This window comes from Pseudomonas sp. KU43P, assembly GCF_033095865.1.
Taxonomy (GTDB): Bacteria; Pseudomonadota; Gammaproteobacteria; order Pseudomonadales; family Pseudomonadaceae; genus Aquipseudomonas.
Genome location: NZ_AP019365.1, coordinates 5,010,872 through 5,025,707, shown reverse-complemented (window position 1 = coordinate 5,025,707; position 14,836 = coordinate 5,010,872). Strand labels below are relative to the sequence as shown.

The 14,836-nt window shown below is 63.4% G+C and carries 18 protein-coding genes; 7 read left to right on the top strand and 11 right to left on the bottom strand.

Going from position 1 to position 14,836, the window contains the following annotated elements; translation table 11 throughout:
- Nucleotides 1-152: 152 nt before the first annotated feature.
- Nucleotides 153-1,331: an acetyl-CoA C-acetyltransferase gene (locus KU43P_RS23015; protein ID WP_317659824.1), complete on the bottom strand. Its 1,179-nt coding sequence runs from the start codon at nucleotides 1,329-1,331 to the stop codon at nucleotides 153-155.
- Nucleotides 1,332-1,523: 192 nt separating this feature from the next.
- On the opposite strand from KU43P_RS23015, the gene KU43P_RS23010 reads away from it, so the two are divergent.
- Together KU43P_RS23010 and KU43P_RS23005 are read left to right on the top strand one after the other, a co-directional pair.
- Nucleotides 1,524-1,790, top strand: a complete 267-nt coding sequence (locus KU43P_RS23010; RefSeq protein WP_317659822.1) for a PepSY domain-containing protein — start codon at nucleotides 1,524-1,526, stop codon at nucleotides 1,788-1,790.
- Nucleotides 1,790-2,329: a cytochrome b/b6 domain-containing protein gene (locus KU43P_RS23005; protein ID WP_317659821.1), complete on the top strand. Its 540-nt coding sequence runs from the start codon at nucleotides 1,790-1,792 to the stop codon at nucleotides 2,327-2,329. The genes KU43P_RS23010 and KU43P_RS23005 overlap by 1 nt, the downstream gene beginning before the upstream one ends.
- 105 nt (nucleotides 2,330-2,434) lie before the next feature.
- Here the strand turns inward: KU43P_RS23005 and KU43P_RS23000 are convergent, their stop codons facing one another.
- Genes KU43P_RS23000 through KU43P_RS22985 form a run of 4 tightly spaced genes read right to left on the bottom strand, consistent with a single transcriptional unit; the run spans nucleotide 2,435 to nucleotide 6,563 of the window.
- A complete protein-coding gene (locus tag KU43P_RS23000) occupies nucleotides 2,435-3,538 on the bottom strand; it encodes an agmatine/peptidylarginine deiminase (RefSeq protein ID WP_317659820.1) in 1,104 nt (367 codons plus the stop codon).
- A 3-nt stretch (nucleotides 3,539-3,541) separates the two neighbouring features.
- Nucleotides 3,542-4,627: an extracellular solute-binding protein gene (locus tag KU43P_RS22995; RefSeq protein ID WP_317659819.1), complete on the bottom strand. Its 1,086-nt coding sequence runs from the start codon at nucleotides 4,625-4,627 to the stop codon at nucleotides 3,542-3,544.
- A gap of 2 nt (nucleotides 4,628-4,629) precedes the next feature.
- Nucleotides 4,630-5,526: an N-carbamoylputrescine amidase gene (aguB, locus tag KU43P_RS22990; protein WP_317659817.1), complete on the bottom strand. Its 897-nt coding sequence runs from the start codon at nucleotides 5,524-5,526 to the stop codon at nucleotides 4,630-4,632.
- Nucleotides 5,523-6,563, bottom strand: a complete 1,041-nt coding sequence (locus KU43P_RS22985; RefSeq protein WP_317659816.1) for an agmatine/peptidylarginine deiminase — start codon at nucleotides 6,561-6,563, stop codon at nucleotides 5,523-5,525. The genes aguB and KU43P_RS22985 overlap by 4 nt, the downstream gene beginning before the upstream one ends.
- A 135-nt stretch (nucleotides 6,564-6,698) precedes the next feature.
- Here KU43P_RS22985 and KU43P_RS22980 point away from each other — a divergent pair, with 135 nt between their 5' ends.
- From KU43P_RS22980 to KU43P_RS22970, 3 genes are all read left to right on the top strand, one after another.
- A complete protein-coding gene (locus KU43P_RS22980; RefSeq protein ID WP_317659815.1) occupies nucleotides 6,699-7,553 on the top strand; it encodes a LysR substrate-binding domain-containing protein in 855 nt (284 codons plus the stop codon).
- Between the two features lie 134 nt (nucleotides 7,554-7,687).
- A complete protein-coding gene (gene fabV / locus KU43P_RS22975; RefSeq protein WP_317659814.1) occupies nucleotides 7,688-8,887 on the top strand; it encodes an enoyl-ACP reductase FabV in 1,200 nt (399 codons plus the stop codon).
- Between the two features lie 152 nt (nucleotides 8,888-9,039).
- Nucleotides 9,040-9,948, top strand: a complete 909-nt coding sequence (locus KU43P_RS22970; RefSeq protein ID WP_317659813.1) for an alpha/beta fold hydrolase — start codon at nucleotides 9,040-9,042, stop codon at nucleotides 9,946-9,948.
- A gap of 100 nt (nucleotides 9,949-10,048) precedes the next feature.
- Here KU43P_RS22970 and KU43P_RS22965 read toward each other — a convergent pair whose 3' ends face one another.
- From KU43P_RS22965 to KU43P_RS22950, 4 genes are all read right to left on the bottom strand, one after another.
- Entirely contained in the window at nucleotides 10,049-10,390 is a 342-nt protein-coding gene (locus tag KU43P_RS22965) for a HopJ type III effector protein (RefSeq protein WP_317659812.1), read from the bottom strand.
- Nucleotides 10,383-10,679, bottom strand: a complete 297-nt coding sequence (locus tag KU43P_RS22960) for a DUF1244 domain-containing protein (RefSeq protein WP_317659810.1) — start codon at nucleotides 10,677-10,679, stop codon at nucleotides 10,383-10,385. Before KU43P_RS22960 ends, KU43P_RS22965 begins: the two co-directional genes overlap by 8 nt.
- 10 nt (nucleotides 10,680-10,689) lie before the next feature.
- Nucleotides 10,690-11,382 (bottom strand): dihydromonapterin reductase, encoded by a 693-nt coding sequence (gene folM, locus KU43P_RS22955; RefSeq protein ID WP_317659808.1) that lies wholly within the window; start codon nucleotides 11,380-11,382, stop codon nucleotides 10,690-10,692.
- A gap of 76 nt (nucleotides 11,383-11,458) precedes the next feature.
- Nucleotides 11,459-12,019 (bottom strand): antibiotic biosynthesis monooxygenase, encoded by a 561-nt coding sequence (locus KU43P_RS22950; protein WP_317659807.1) that lies wholly within the window; start codon nucleotides 12,017-12,019, stop codon nucleotides 11,459-11,461.
- A 217-nt stretch (nucleotides 12,020-12,236) separates the two neighbouring features.
- Between KU43P_RS22950 and KU43P_RS22945 the strand changes: the two genes are divergently transcribed.
- Complete coding sequence (locus tag KU43P_RS22945; RefSeq protein WP_317659806.1) at nucleotides 12,237-13,169, top strand: MerR family transcriptional regulator; 933 nt, start codon at nucleotides 12,237-12,239, stop codon at nucleotides 13,167-13,169.
- Here the strand turns inward: KU43P_RS22945 and KU43P_RS22940 are convergent.
- On the bottom strand, nucleotides 13,154-13,771 hold the full coding sequence (locus KU43P_RS22940) for a hypothetical protein (RefSeq protein WP_317659805.1): 618 nt from the start codon (nucleotides 13,769-13,771) through the stop codon (nucleotides 13,154-13,156). The genes KU43P_RS22945 and KU43P_RS22940 overlap by 16 nt on opposite strands.
- Before the next feature lie 60 nt (nucleotides 13,772-13,831).
- Nucleotides 13,832-14,260, bottom strand: coding sequence for a PAS domain S-box protein (locus tag KU43P_RS22935; protein WP_317659804.1), 429 nt, complete (start codon nucleotides 14,258-14,260; stop codon nucleotides 13,832-13,834).
- Nucleotides 14,261-14,364: 104 nt separating this feature from the next.
- Here KU43P_RS22935 and KU43P_RS22930 point away from each other — a divergent pair, with 104 nt between their 5' ends.
- On the top strand, nucleotides 14,365-14,820 hold the full coding sequence (locus KU43P_RS22930; protein ID WP_317659802.1) for a flavodoxin: 456 nt from the start codon (nucleotides 14,365-14,367) through the stop codon (nucleotides 14,818-14,820).
- Nucleotides 14,821-14,836: the final 16 nt, after the last annotated feature.

Genomic DNA, 14,836 nt, shown 5'->3' with positions numbered 1-14,836 from the left:
CCTGGATTGATCAGGGTGGCATTGTGCGACAGGTTGCGAGTGAGGTCATGTCTGCAGGCGCAGGGTGTTGCTCTGGATGAGACATTGCCGTTTGCCTGTACCGGCCTCATCGCCGGCAAGCCGGCGATGAGGCCACTGCTATCGCGGCCGAATCAACGCTCGATCGCCAACGCCACACCCTGGCCACCACCGATGCACAGCGTGGCCAGCCCTTTGCGCGCATCGCGCTTGATCATTTCATGCAGCAGCGTCACCAGTACTCGGCACCCCGACGCACCAATCGGGTGGCCCAGGGCAATCGCCCCGCCATTGACGTTGACCCGGTCGGCATTCCACTCCAGCGCCTTGCCCACCGCCAGTGCCTGGGCGGCGAAGGCTTCGTTGGCTTCGATCAGGTCGAGGTCGGCCAATTGCCAGCCAGCCTTGTCCAGGCAGCGTTGGGTGGCCGTGACCGGGCCGATGCCCATGATCGCCGGGTCTACCCCGGCGCTGGCATAGGCGGCAATCTTCGCCAGCACCGGCAGGCCCAGGGCCTTGGCCTTGCTCGCGCTCATCAACAGCACTGCGGCCGCGCCGTCGTTGAGGCTGGAGGCGTTGCCGGCGGTGACGCTGCCGTCCTTCTTGAACGCCGGGCGCAGCTTGGCCAGGGAGTCGACGGTGGTATCCGGTCGCGGTTGTTCGTCACGGTCGAAGACCTTCGGATCGCCTTTCTTTTGCGGCAATACGATTGGCGTGATCTCGTCCTGGAAGCGGCCCGCTTCGATAGCGGCCACGGCCTTCTGCTGGGAAGCGGCGGCGAAGGCGTCCTGTTGTTCACGGCTGAGGCCGTACTTGTCCACCAGGTTTTCTGCGGTGATGCCCATGTGATAGTCGTTGAAGGCATCCCACAGGCCATCGGTGATCATGCTGTCGATCAACTGGCCATGGCCCATGCGCTGGCCGGTGCGTGCCGCCGGCATCACATAGGGCGCCAGGCTCATGTTCTCCTGGCCACCGGCAATCACCACCTCGGCATCGCCGCAACGGATGGCCTGGGCAGCCAGGTGCAGAGCCTTGAGGCCCGAGCCGCAGACCTTGTTCAGGGTCAGCGCCGGCACGCTGTAGGGCAGGCCGGCCTTGATCGCGGCCTGGCGAGCAGGGTTCTGTCCGGCACCGGCAGTGAGTACCTGGCCAAGGATCACTTCGTCGACCTGGGCCGGGTCCAGCCCGGTCTGTTCCAGCAGGCGCTTGATCACGGCAGCGCCGAGGTCGACGGCCGGCACCGTGGCCAGGGCGCCCTGGAAGGTGCCGATGGCGGTGCGGGTAGCGGCGACGATGACCACGTCGTTCATAGTGTTGTTCTCCAGGCAATGTGCAATGTGCCGTCAGCATCGGCGGCTTCGGCTCATTTGTTAAATTTGTTTTTCTTTGCCATTGATCGGGAAAGCAAATGAATACGGCGAGATGAAGAGGCTGGCACCACCCTCGACTAAGCTGGAAACGTTCGGCCAAGCCTTTCAATTCACTGACTGGAGCACATCGCCATGCGTATTTTGATTGCCGTCACCCTGCTACTGGGCAGCAGTGCCGCCTTCGCCGCCACGCAATGCACCGACGCCGACAAGAGCACCTGGCAAGACCAGGAGAAATTCCAGGCCCAGCTCAAGGAACAGGGCTACAAAATCAACAAGTTCAAGGTCACCAAGGGCAACTGCTACGAGATCTATGGGTTCAACAAGGATGGCAAGAAGGTCGAGATCTACCATGACCCGGTCACCGGCAAGGCGGTGAAGTCCGAGATCGAAGACTGATGCAAGGCGCGTCGGTAAAACTTTGGGACCCGTTGTTGCGCTTGTGTCACCTGTCGTTCGCCGTGGTGTTCTTTGCCGATTATTTTTTCAATGAAGAGGGTGACGACTGGCACCAGTGGCTCGGTTACTACGCCTTGGGCTGTGTGCTGGTTCGTACGGTGTGGGGCTTCATCGGGCCGCAAAGCGCGCGCTGGTCCGATTTTTGGCCAACACCTGCTCGCCTTGCGGCCCACGCCCGGGCGTTGATCAAGGGGCAGCCTTACCATCGGTTGGGGCATTCGCCAATTGGGGCGCTGGTGATGCTGCTGATGTTGTCGGGTATCACGGGCCTGGGGTTGACGGGTTGGGCATCGCAGGAAATCGATGCGCTGTGGGGGGCTGACTGGCCCATGGAGATCCATAGCTTCCTGGCCGATGCGGTGTTGGCGCTGGTCTGCGTGCATGTGCTGGCGGCGATTGTCGAAAGCGTGCGCTTGCGCGAGAACCTGCCGCTGTCGATGCTGACCGGGCGCAGGCGGCGTGTGCCTGAAGAGCCATGATGGTGTGTTGTTCGGGCTGGCCCTATCGCCGGCAAGCCGGCTCCCACAAGTACCCCCGCAATCCTGTGGGAGCCGGCTTGCCGGCGATAGGGCCCGACTGGCCTTCTAGGCCGGACACTGGTGAGTGACGCAGTGAATGCCACCACCACCCGCCGCGATCGCATCGATGTCCACCTGCACGATTTCTCGCCCTGGGTACAAGCTGGCCAGCAATGCCCGCGCCTTTTCATCGGCCTGCGCATCACCGAACTGCGGGGCGATGACCGCACCATTGATGACGAAATAGTTGATGTAGCCCGCCGCGAAATCGGCGCTTTTGCTGAACCTGTTGCGGCGCCCCTTCAGCGGCGGCGATACCAGGTGCACCTGCAAGGCGCGACCTTCGGCATCGGTAGCCTTCTTGAGTATCTCTAGGTGCTTGCGAGTCACTTCGTAGTCATAGGACTCGGGGTCGTTGTCGAGGTTGGCAATCACCACACCCGGGCGCACGAAGCGGGCATAGAAATCCACATGGCCATCGGTGATGTCCTCACCTGCAATGCCCGGCAACCAGATGATCTTGCTCAGCCCCAGGCGCGCCTTGAGTTCGGCCTCGACCTCGGCCTTGCTCCAGCCAGGGTTGCGGTTGGCGTTGATCCAGCTGCTTTCGGTCATGATGCCGGTGCCATGGCCATCCACTTCGATGGCGCCGCCTTCGCCCACCAGCTCGCTGCGCTGATAGTGTGCGCCGGCCAGTGCGGCGACACGCTTGGCCAGCTGGGCATCGTTGCGGTGGCGCTGCTTGTTGCCCCAGCCGTTGAAGTTGAAGTCCACCGCGGCCAGGCCTTTGCCGTCATCGACCACGAAGTTGGCGCCTATGTCGCGCATCCAGATGTCATCCAACCCGCAGGACACGAACTGGGTGTTGGGGCTGGCGCAATGCTGCTCGGCGAGTGCGCGCTCGTTGGCGCGGTAGAACACCGTCACCGGTTGGTAGCGGGCAATGGCCTTGGCAATGCGGCCCAGGGCTGCTTGCACGTCGGCGGTGAAGTCTTCCCAGATGGCGTCCTGCGCGCCGAATGCAATGAAGGCGCGTTGCTGGGGCTCGCCCTCGTCGGGCATGAACCAGCGGCCAGCCTCTTCGGCGCGGGCCAGGCCCAGGGGCAAGCCCAGGCTGGCCCCGAGGCCGGCGGCCAGTGACAGTTGCAGGAAGGTTCTACGGCTTGGCATGGTTCAGTCCTGTGCAGTCTTGAAGCGCGTCCATACCCGCATGCGTGCACGCATGTCGGCCTGGGGGATGTCACGGCCCGGGATAAGCCGGGCATAGGTGGCTTCGTCTAGGTAGATATCGGGGTTGTCACGCAGCCGCGGCTCCACCGCTTCGCGGGCCTTGGCGCTGGCCGTGGGGTAACCGGTGAAGTTGCTGATCGCGGCCATGTTCTGCGGGCGCATGACGAAGTTGATGAAACGATAGGCGTACTCCGGGTGCTTGGCATCGGTGGGTATCGCCATGGTGTCCATCCACACCGTGGTGCCCTGGCGCGGTACGCGGTATTGGAAGTCGATTTGTTTGCCAGCGGCTTCTGCGGTGCGCTGGGCCTGGATCACGTCGCCACTGTAGCCGAGCGACAGGCATAGATTCTCGTTGACCAGCTCGGTGACCGGTTGCGACTGGAACTTGCGGATGTACGGGCGCACCGCCTTGAGCAGTTCACTGGCCGCTGCCAGGTCTTCGCGCTTGGCGCTGCGGGGTTCGCGGCCCAGGTAGTTGAGGACCACGGCCAGCACTTCATCGGGCGAGTCGATGATCGAGATGCCGCAGTCGGCGAACTTGGCGGCCAGCTCAGGTTTGAACAGCAGATCGAGGTTGTCCAGCGGCGCATCGGGCATGCGCTGGCGGATCATGCCGGCATTCGACGTCAGGCCGATGGTGCCCCAGGTGTAGGGCACAGTGGCCTGGCTGGCCTTGGGGTACTGGTCATGCAGCTTGCGCAGGCCTGGTTCGATGTCGTCCAGCGATTCCAGGCGGCTGCGGTCGAGTTTCTGCAGGCTGCCGGCCCGCATCAGGCGCTCGGCCACGGTGTCGCCGGGGAACACCAGGTCATAGCCGCTGCGCCCGGACATCAGCTTGGCTTCGAGCACTTCGCTGCCGTCCATCACGTCGTAGATCACCTGGATGCCGGTTTCGGCAGTGAACTGCTTGAGCGTGTCGGCGGCAAAATAGTCGGCCCAATTGTACAAGCGCAACGTCGGCTGTTCGGCCTGGGCGTGGGCGGCGCACAGGGCTAGGGCCAGTGCCGCCAGGTGAGGCAGTTTCATGGTCAGGCCCTCGCAAGATGGGGGTGATTGCCGTCAAGGGTCAGCAGGGGCGCGTACATTTCGGGGCGGCGGTCGCGGTAGATGCCCCAGGTCAGGCGGTCCTCGCGCATGCGCGCCAGGTCCAGGTCGTGCAGCCAGATGCCGGCGCTGCTGCGGTCGGCTTCGGCCAGCAGCGCACCCTTGTGGTCGCAGATGAACGATGAGCCGTAGAAGCGCATGGCAAGGCTCGGGTCGCTGCTGGCGACTTCCTCGCCGACGCGGTTGGCTGCCACCACCGGCAGCAGGTTGGCCGCGGCATGGCCGCGCATGGTGACCTGCCAATGGTCACGCGAGTCCAGCTCGGCGGCGCCGGGTTCGGAGCCGATGGCGGTGGGGAACAACAGCACTTCGGCACCCAACAGGGCCAGGCAGCGGGCGGTTTCGGGGAACCACTGGTCCCAGCAGATGCCGATGCCCAGGCGCCCGAAGGCGGTGTCCCAGACCTTGAAACCGGTGTCGCCGGGGCTGAAGTATTCCTTCTCCTGGTAGCCGATGGCGTTGGGAATGTGAGTCTTGCGATAGACCCCGAGCAGGCGGCCGTCGGCATCGGCGACGGTCAGCGAGTTGAAGAAGGCATTGCCGGCTCGTTCGTACCAGCTCAGTGGCAGGACCACGCCGAGCTCGCCGGCCAGCGCGGCGAAGCGCTGCAGGATCGGGCTGTCGGCATAGGGCTCGGCCAGGGCCTGGTGGCTATGGTCCTGCTCGATGCAGAAGTACGGCGTGGCGAACAACTCCTGCAGCAGAATCACCTGGGCGCCCTGGGCGGCGGCCTGGCGCACCAGCTGTTCGGCGCGGTCGAGGTTTTCGGGCAGGTTCCAGCTGCACGGCATCTGCGTGGTGGCGACGCGCAGCAGGCTCATGGCTGCACCTCGGGTTGCTGCTGGGTGATGCAATGGATGCCACCCCCGCCGTGGGCGATGTGGTCGATGCGCACGGGTACGATTTCCCGGTCGGGGAAGGCATGGGCCAGTTGGGCGGCGGCCGCGTCGTCGGCGGCGATGCCATAGGCCGGCATGATCACCGCGCCGTTGGCGAGGTAGAAGTTGGTGTAAGAGGCGCAGAACACCTCGGCATCCGGGTCGACTGCAGCGCTGGCTTCGTACAGGTCGAGCAGTTCGAAGCGACGGCCCTGGGCGTCGCTGGCCAGTTCCAGGGCGCGGCGGTTTTCCCGTACCACTTCGGCGTACACCGAGCCCTGGTCATGGGTGGCGTCGACCAGCAGCACCCCGGGGCGGGCGAACGCGCACACGCCGTCCACGTGGCCATCGGTCATGTCGCCGGTGACGTAATGCGGGTCGCCCGGCAGCCAGATGGTTTTGCGAATGCCCAGATGGCGAGCGAAGCAGCGCTCGAACTCGGCCTTGCTGATGCCGGGGTTGCGGTTGGGGTTGAGCAGCACCGATTCGGTGGTGATCAGGGTGCCTTCGCCGTCCACATGAATGGCGCCACCTTCGTTGCACAAGGCGGTGCTGAAGCCGTCGAGGCCCAGATGGTCGAGTATGCGTCGCCCCAGGCTGCGGTCATGACCATGGGCGGACTTGTCGCCCCAGGCATTGAAACGCCAGCTCAGGCCGGCGAGGCCGTGTTGCGGGTGGCAGACAAAGCTTGGGCCGCTGTCCCGGCACCAGCTGTCGTCGACGGCCAGCTCAATCAGTTCGATATTGGCGCCGCACAGGGCACGCGCGCTGGCCAGGGCCGAAGGGTCGACGACCATCTTCACCGGCTCGAAGCGGGCGATGGCGGCAGCTACCCGGGCGAAGTCGCGTTGCACATCGGCCAGGCTTACCTGCCAGCCGCTTTCCCACAATGCCTGGTTATGCGGCCAGATCATCCAGGTGGCAGCGTGGCGGGCCCATTCGGCAGGCATGCGCCAGCCGCTGTCGAGGGACAGGTCCATAGAGAACTCCGATCTATTAAGGATTTTTATCAACGAAGCCCGTCGTCGCGGGTGTTGGTGACCATGCTATGGCTATGAAGAGGCAGCGACAAACGATAGATTTAGCGTATATCTGATTAGCAAGGCTTATCGATCATGCTTAAACACTGGCCACCTCTCAACGCCCTGAGAGGGTTCGAAGCCGCTGCGCGGCTGGGCAGCTTCCACAAAGCCGCCGAGGCGCTGAACCTGACTCAGTCGGCCATCAGTCAACAGATCCGCAGCCTGGAAACCTACCTGGAGCAACCGTTGTTCCACCGCAGCGGCCGCAGCGTAAGCCTGACCGATGCCGGCCACGACCTGCTCAGCACCACTCAGTCGATGTTGCAGCACCTGGCGGTCGGCATCCGTCGCCTCGACCAGTACCGCAAGCCCAACCAATTGGTGGTCAATACCACGCCGGCGTTCGCCCGGCATTGGCTGCTGCCGCGACTGGCCGATTTTCATCAGCGCTGCCCGGAGGTCGACCTGTGGCTGTTCACCAGCTTCGAGGTGCCGGACATGGCCACCGAAACCATCGATCTGGCCATCCGCGATGACCTCAGTGCCCAGGCCGAGTGCAGCTTCAGCGTGCTGCTCCAGGACCACCTGTACCCGGCCTGCCACCCTTCGCTGGCCGCGGCCCACGCCCGCACCACCCTGCATGGCGAGCGCGAGATGGACTGGAGCCATTGGCAACTGGAAGGCGGCGAGGATGTCGGGCAGCAGGGCAAGGGGCTGAACTTCTCCGACCCTGGTCTGTTACTCGATGCCGCGAGCGAAGGCCTGGGCGTGGCCCTGGTCAGCCAGTTGCTGGCCAGGCGGGCAGTGCAACAGGGGCAGTTGCAGGCGTTGTCGGCGCAGCGGGTAAGGGGCCCGGCCTGGGCTTGCCTGGTGCACCGGGACAGCCAGGGCGACCCGCTGGCCAGGCAGTTTCTCGATTGGCTCAAGGGCGTGCTGGGCCAAGATTGACGCGGGCGGTTTTGCATCCCTCCGATCAGCCCGTAATATGTGTCGGATAACTTGCGGGGGTAGTCTCACCCTCTGATCAATCGGAAGCGCCCGTGTTGGCGCTTCCCCAGCATAAACCTGACGAGGTACAGACATTGGCCATCATTCATCCTAAGGTTCGCGGTTTCATCTGCACCACGACTCACCCGAAGGGCTGCGAGCTCAACGTCCGTGACCAGATCGAAGCCACCCGCAAGCTGGGCGTGCGCGAGGATGGCCCGAAGAAGGTCCTGGTCATCGGTGCTTCCAGCGGCTACGGCCTGGCGGCGCGCATCACCGCCGCCTTCGGCTTCAAGGCCGACACCCTGGGCGTGTTCTTCGAAAAGCCTGGTACCGAAACCAAGGCTGGTACCGCCGGCTGGTACAACGCTGCCGCCTTCGACAAGTTCGCCAAGGCCGAGGGCCTGTACAGCAAGTCGATCAACGGTGACGCCTTCTCCGACGAAGCCCGCGCCAAGGTCATCGAGCTGATCAAGAATGAAATGGGTGGCCAGGTCGACCTGGTCATCTACTCCCTGGCCTCGCCTGTGCGCAAGCTGCCGCAGACCGGTGAAGTGATCCGCTCGGCGCTCAAGCCAATCGGCCAGCCGTACAAGTCGACCGCCATCGACACCAACAAAGACACCATCATCGAGGCCAGCATCGAGCCAGCCACCGAGCAGGAAATCCAGGACACCATCACCGTCATGGGTGGCCAGGACTGGGAGCTGTGGATCGATGCCCTGAACGCCGCTGGCGTACTCGCGCCACAGGCTCGCACCGTGGCCTTCAGCTACATCGGCACCGAAATTACCTGGCCGATTTACTGGCACGGTGCTTTGGGCAAGGCCAAGCAGGACCTGGACGAGACTGCCCAGCGCTTGGCCGAGAAGGTAGGTGGCAGCGCCAACGTGGCTGTGCTCAAGTCGGTCGTCACCCAGGCCAGTTCGGCCATTCCGGTGATGCCACTGTACCTGTCGATGGTCTTCAAGATCATGCAGGAGAAGGGCGTTCACGAAGGTACCCAGGATCAACTGGACCGCATGTTCCGTGACCGTATGTACCGCGCTGACGGTGCTCCGGCTGAGCTGGACGAGAAAGGCCGCTTGCGCCTGGACGACTGGGAACTGCGTGACGATGTACAGGACGCCTGCAAGGCCATGTGGCCGCAAGTGACCACCGAGAACCTGTTCCAGCTGACCGACTACGCCGGTTACAAGAAGCAGTTCCTCAACCTGTTCGGCTTCGAGCGTAAAGACGTCAACTACGACGAAGACGTGGCCACCGATGTGAAGTTCGACTGCATCGAGCTGTAAGCAGGGCCGCGCTGGCCCTATCGCCGGCAAACCGGCTCCCACAGGTTCTCCACTTGCCTGGAGGCCTGTGGGAGTCGGCTTGCCTGCGATAGGGCCGGTACAGACAAAAGTTTTTTTGCTAGCGTTGGCGCACAACCACAGGAAAGCGCGCCATGAGCAGCCTCACCCAGCCCGCCACACCCTTTCGCCAGACTACCGCAGATGGCTACAGCCTCGGCGGCTTCTGCTGGCGCCATGCCCAGGCCGATCCCCAGCGCCCGCTGGTGATCATCAACGCTGCCACCTCGGTACGCTGCCGCTATTATTCGCGTTTTGCCGACTACCTGTTCGCCCAGGGTTTCGATGTGCTGACCTACGATTACCGTGGTATCGGCGAATCGCGGCCGCTTTCATTGCGCGGTTTCCAGGCTTCCTGGAGCGATTGGGGGCGGCTGGATTTCGAGGCCATGCTGACGCATGCGGCGCAAGCGTTCCCCGGCCAGCCGGTGGATGTCGTGGGCCACAGCTTCGGCGGTTGCGCCGTTGGCCTGGCGCCTTCTGCCGGGCAGGTGCGGCGGGTACTGATGGTGGGTGCGCAGTTCGCCTATTGGCGCGATTATGCGGCTGACCAGCGTTTGCAGCTATTTGGCAAATGGCATGTGGTGATGCCGCTGCTGACCCGTGCGTTCGGCTACTTTCCCGGTAAGCGCCTGGGCTGGATGGAAGATACCCCGGCAGGCGTGGTGCGCGACTGGACTACCCGTACCCCTCGCTATGAGCACCGCCCCAGCGGTCGCAGCCTGGAAGTGGCGCCGTTTGCACAGGTACGTGCGGCAACCCTGGCGATCAGCCTGACCGACGACCCGTTCGGTACTGTGGCAGCGACCGAGCGATTACTGGGTTACCTTCAGGTTGCCGAGCGACAGCATCTGCGGATTGCGCCTGTGGATATCTCGGTCGAGGAAATTGGCCATTTCGCGTTCTTCCATGACCGATTCCGTACCAGCCTGTGGCCAGTGGCACTGGAGTGGTTGCAGCGCGGCAGGGTGCTGGTGGGCGGGCCGGGGCAAATCATCGGCTGATGGTGCCTGCACCGGCCTCATCGCTGGCAAGCCGGCTCCCACAGGTACCTTGTGGGAGCTGGCTTGCCAGCGATTGGGCTGCATCCCAGCCCCGGCGATATCAGGCTTTGCGCGAAAGCGGCAGCTCGGCGAATTTCACACCCGCCAGCCCATGGTTGATCAGTGCGCGGATGTTGCCATGGTCAGTGCCCTCGGGCGTGGCCACCACATCGCGGTAGTGTTCGCCGAAGGCCTGCAGGGCCTCCTGGTCGCTCAGGCCCTCCAGCAGGGCCAGGCCCAGGGTCTTGCACGAGCCTTCGTTCTGTCCGGCGGCATTTTCCACGCCACCGTTGTTGAAGGCCTGTGGCTGGTAGCTGTAGTGGGCGGCAACGAAGGCCAGGGTATCGGCAAAGGCGTGTTCGCCGCTGGCCAGGCTGGCGCGCAGGGTGTTCAGGTCAGTCACGGGGTTTTCCTTTTTCGAACGCCGCTTGTTGCTCGGCGCTGGCTTCTTTCTGGTATTGGGCTTTCCACTCGGCGTAAGGCATGCCATATACCGCTTCGCGGGCATCGTCCAGGCTGACCTCGAGATGGCGTTCGTCGGCAGCGGCCTTGTACCACTTGGACAGGCAGTTGCGGCAGAAACCGGACAGGTTCATCAGGTCGATGTTCTGTACATCGGTACGCTTTTGCAGGTGTTCGACCAGGCGGCGGAAGGCGGCGGCCTCGAGTTCGAGTTGTTCTTGCGGGGTCATGGGGCTTCTCTCACGTCATGCGATTCTTCAAGTGGCGGCCACCGTTGATGACCACCTGGCTGCCGGTGCTGTACTGGCTGGCGAGCAGGTACTTGACCGTATCGATCAGTGGCCCGGCGCCGGGTTCGAATTCCAGCAGGGCCTTTTTCAGGGTCTGCTGGCGGTAGGCCTCGTCACCACCTTCCTTGAGGATCAGCAGGCCCGGCAGAATGCCGTTGACGTGCACTTTGGGCGCGTACTTTTCGGCAAACGACAACACCATGTTCTGCAGCGCGGCCTTGGTCGCGGCGTAGCCGATGTGGCTCTTGCTGCCGCGCGAGGAGGTTTCGTCGCAGATATGGATGATGTCGGCCTTTTCCACCTTGGCCAGCAGGTCGCCCAGGGCCAGGTTGAGGTGGTATGGGGCTTCGATGTGCAGGCGGAACATGGTTTCCAGGTTATCCAGGCCATCGTCGAGCCACAGCGAAGCATTGTGAATGATCGCGCGCAGCCCGTCGTAACGATGCTGCAGGAAATCGATCAGCGCCTGGCGGTCGGCTGCCTGGCACAAGTCGGCCTGGAACTGCACGATGTTCGGGTGCGCTGGCTGCGGCTGCACGCTGCGGCTGGCACTGACTACGGTGTGGCCGGCCTGTGCCAGCTCAAGCGCCAGAGCCAGCCCGACGCGCTGGCTGGCTCCGGTAATGAGAATGGGGCTGTTCATGTGCGGGCGGTCAACTTGTCTGTCCTGTCGTTGCCGCCCAGCATACCCGAACTGTTTCGCTCTTGTAGCCCCGGCCTCAGCGGCTGCGCAGAGCGGCGCCGGGCGCTGGCGCGGCATGCAGCCAGCCGGCCAGCAGGCGGGTAGAGAGGGGGATGAACAGGTAGACCATCACTGGCGTCAGGGCCAGGGTGCTGAGCAGCACGCGCGGCACCAGTTCCAGCGCTGCCAGCCAGTGGCCGAACAGCACATTGAACAGCAGCGATATCGGGAAGAACGCCAGCCAGATGGCTACAGCTTGCTTCCAGCGCGGCGGTTTTTGCACCGTATTGGTGCCAAACCAGTCGTCGATGCCGCTCACGCGCCTCTCTTTGGGGCGCTCGAACAAACCATTGCCACGCTGCAACCACGCACGTCGCGAGGCGGAATGCTCCCAGGCGTGCAAGGTGGGTTCGTCGCTGAAGCGGAAAATGATCTGGAAATCGTCGCTGTCACGGGGGGGAGCGAAGATGCCCGAGCCGAGATAGCCGGGGAAGTCGGTGGCCAGTTGCTCGCCTTCGTGCAGCCAGGCCAGCAGATCCTGGTAGCGACCGTTAGCGGCGCGGCGCGACACCATCAGAGTGACGGGTGGGGTAGACATCGTGTATCTCCTGGCGGCGGGGCTGGCGGGTAGCTGGCCCCTTGGCTGTGACGCCCGGGGTAGTGGGCGACGCGAGCGTGCATGCAAGAATTGGGCGCGAATTGTCGCGTACTTGGCTGGCGCGGCAAAATCCTGAAGCAAACGGTTGCTGTCCAGCCGTCTATCATCACGTAGTAGAATGCGCGTTCAATTACCTCGCACAGGTTACTCAGTGCTGATGAACAAACAGGGACGTACTTCGGAAGTCGAAGACGGTGTGGAATACCACGAGTTGTTCCCGATACGTGAAGTATGCCGCCTTACCGGGGTCAACGCCGTCACCCTGCGCGCCTGGGAGCGCCGTTACGGGCTGATCCAGCCTACCCGTACCGAGAGCGGCCACCGCCTGTATTCGCAAGCAGACGTCGACGAAGTCCGCCGTATCCTCGGTTGGCTCGAGCGCGGTGTTGCGGTCAGCAAGGTCGGCAGCATTCTGGCCCGTGACCAGGCCGTGATGCAGGACGCATTGTCGACCGATACCGCCAGAGGCTGGCAGGCCCGACTGCGCGACGCAGTGCGGCGCTTCGATGACGCCGCCCTGGATCGGCTTTTCGACCAGGTATTCGCCGCAACCAGCCAGGACCAGGTATTCGCCGAGGTATTCATGCCTGTGTGGCACGACCTGGCGGCGGGGCAAGCGGCCTTTGGCCAGACCAGTGAATGGTTATTCCTCGACCAGTTCCTTCGCGGCCGGGTGTTCGCACGATTGCAGTTGTCACGCCTGAAGAGCAGCCATCACGTGTTGCTGGCGCCGTTGCCAGGGCAATGCCGCGAGCTGGAGCTGCTGGTGAACGGTTTGCTGCTGGCCAGCGATGAAGTTGGGGTCACCACGCTGATGCCAGGGCAACCGCTGGAAGAGCTGACCCTGTTCAGCGAGCGCCTCGGGCTGGATGCCGTGGTGCTGTTCTCCAATCATTCACTCTCGGTGGAAATGACCAAGAGGCTCGGCCGCCTGGTTGCAGGCTTGCAGTGCCCGCTGCTGCTGGCAGGTGAGGCGGCAGAAGTGGCCCAGGAACGCCTGGCGGGTAGCCCGGTAGCCTGCCTCGGTGCGGAAGTTGGGTTGATGCGGCGGCGGTTGCGGCAGTACCTGGCCGGTCAGCTCGATACTTGAGCGTGCAGCTCCGGGTGCGCCTGGCGGTGGGCCTGGAGAATATATTCGCGCAACCGCTCCACTTCCTCGGCCGGGCTGCGGCTGAGGTCGTAGGCGGCAAGGTCAGGGCCAATGCGCCGGCGCAGCCTGCCGTGCAGGGTGATTGCCGGGATACCCCCTGGCGCGAAGTGCAGGTCGAAGCGCGACGGAGCTTGTGGCAGCCCGCGAATTTCCACGAGAGCGCCCTTGAAGGAAATATCACGCACCAGCAGGCCGCTGGCATGGCCTTGCGCGTCCAACAACGCACTCGGTTGGTCCATCGACAAGCGCCATGGGCGCAGCATCGGGCCGTCTTCGTAGATTTCAGGGGAGCCGATCTGCAGGTGCACCGCGTGGAACTCGTCTTCCACCAACTGCAGCGGGAAGCTGATCTGCTGATTGTTGAACTGCGCTTGCAGAGTGACCTGTTCGTTGGCGACCAGCCGGGTCAGCAACGATTGAATGCGATGGTCGCCGTTGACCAGCAGGCTCGACATGGGGTCGGCCAGGTTCAACTGCGGTGAGTGCTGCATGTCCTGGATAAAATCCAGTTCGTCCTGGGTCAGGAGCGCATCGGCTTGCATGATCGAACTCGGTGGTGACGATTTCTTCAACGGAAATTGACCGTGCCGGAGGCGCTTGGTTCACGAACGCTCGTCGGAATTCCGACGAGCGTGCAATTCGGCCAGTTCACGTTCCAGCTCAACCTGGCGGCTGACGTCCTTCTGGATGCCGATGAAGTAATTGCGCTGGTCGGTATCGCTGCGCACTGGGGTGATCGACAGCTCGTTCCAGAACAGGCTGCCGTCCTTGCGGTAGTTGCGCAGTACCTCGCGGCACGGGCGGCCCTCCGCCAGCGCCTGGCGGATGCGCGCGCGGCCCAGCTGGTCGCGGTCATGGGCCTGCAGGAAGCGGCAATCCTGGTAGAGGATTTCGTCGCGGCTGAAACCGGTCAGGCGTTCGAACGCCGCATTCACGTAGATCAGGATGGTGTCGTCGCCTTCTTGTTCGGCGACCACAATCCCGTCATTGGAAGCATCGACCATCGATTGCAGCAGTTGCGCGTTGATCATGTCCGGGCCATAGAGCAGAAAGTGGACTTTGGTAGAGGCGGCCTTTTGCCAGCGTCGAATGCTAGTATCCTACGTTTTCACTCAGTTTCGGAATCCTCTTCTCGATGAAAGTCGCCATTATTTCCGGCTCCGTGTACGGCACTGCCGAAGAAGTCGCCCGCCATGCCGAGGCCCTGCTAAAGGCAGCAGGCTTCGAAGCCTGGCATGCTGCCCGCGCTACCCAGCAGGACCTCGAAGGGTTTGGCCCACAAGCGTTACTGGCGGTCACTTCGACCACTGGCATGGGCGAGCTGCCGGATAACCTGATGCCGCTGTACAGCACCATTCGTGACACCCTGCCTGCGGCCTGGCGCGGCCTGCCGGGTGGGGTAATTGCCTTGGGCGATTCCAGCTACGGTGATACCTACTGCGGCGGTGGCGAGCAGATGCGCGAGCTGTTTGCCGAGCTGGGGGTGCGGGAAGTGCAGCCGATGCTCCAGCTCGATGCCAGCGAGACCGTCACTCCCGAGACCGATGCCGAGCCATGGCTGGCGGCCTTTGTCGAGGCCTTGAAGGCCTGAGGCATTTTCTTCCTCG

Coding starts and splice junctions, on each gene's coding strand:
- KU43P_RS23015 (WP_317659824.1), bottom strand. CDS start 1,331: ATGAACGACGTGGTCATCGTCGCCGCTACCCGCACCGCCATCGGCACC.
- KU43P_RS23010 (WP_317659822.1), top strand. CDS start 1,524: ATGCGTATTTTGATTGCCGTCACCCTGCTACTGGGCAGCAGTGCCGCC.
- KU43P_RS23005 (WP_317659821.1), top strand. CDS start 1,790: ATGCAAGGCGCGTCGGTAAAACTTTGGGACCCGTTGTTGCGCTTGTGT.
- KU43P_RS23000 (WP_317659820.1), bottom strand. CDS start 3,538: ATGCCAAGCCGTAGAACCTTCCTGCAACTGTCACTGGCCGCCGGCCTC.
- KU43P_RS22995 (WP_317659819.1), bottom strand. CDS start 4,627: ATGAAACTGCCTCACCTGGCGGCACTGGCCCTAGCCCTGTGCGCCGCC.
- aguB (WP_317659817.1), bottom strand. CDS start 5,526: ATGAGCCTGCTGCGCGTCGCCACCACGCAGATGCCGTGCAGCTGGAAC.
- KU43P_RS22985 (WP_317659816.1), bottom strand. CDS start 6,563: ATGGACCTGTCCCTCGACAGCGGCTGGCGCATGCCTGCCGAATGGGCC.
- KU43P_RS22980 (WP_317659815.1), top strand. CDS start 6,699: ATGCTTAAACACTGGCCACCTCTCAACGCCCTGAGAGGGTTCGAAGCC.
- KU43P_RS22970 (WP_317659813.1), top strand. CDS start 9,040: ATGAGCAGCCTCACCCAGCCCGCCACACCCTTTCGCCAGACTACCGCA.
- KU43P_RS22960 (WP_317659810.1), bottom strand. CDS start 10,679: ATGACCCCGCAAGAACAACTCGAACTCGAGGCCGCCGCCTTCCGCCGC.
- folM (WP_317659808.1), bottom strand. CDS start 11,382: ATGAACAGCCCCATTCTCATTACCGGAGCCAGCCAGCGCGTCGGGCTG.
- KU43P_RS22950 (WP_317659807.1), bottom strand. CDS start 12,019: ATGTCTACCCCACCCGTCACTCTGATGGTGTCGCGCCGCGCCGCTAAC.
- KU43P_RS22945 (WP_317659806.1), top strand. CDS start 12,237: ATGAACAAACAGGGACGTACTTCGGAAGTCGAAGACGGTGTGGAATAC.
- KU43P_RS22940 (WP_317659805.1), bottom strand. CDS start 13,771: ATGCAAGCCGATGCGCTCCTGACCCAGGACGAACTGGATTTTATCCAG.
- KU43P_RS22935 (WP_317659804.1), bottom strand. CDS start 14,260: ATGATCAACGCGCAACTGCTGCAATCGATGGTCGATGCTTCCAATGAC.
- KU43P_RS22930 (WP_317659802.1), top strand. CDS start 14,365: ATGAAAGTCGCCATTATTTCCGGCTCCGTGTACGGCACTGCCGAAGAA.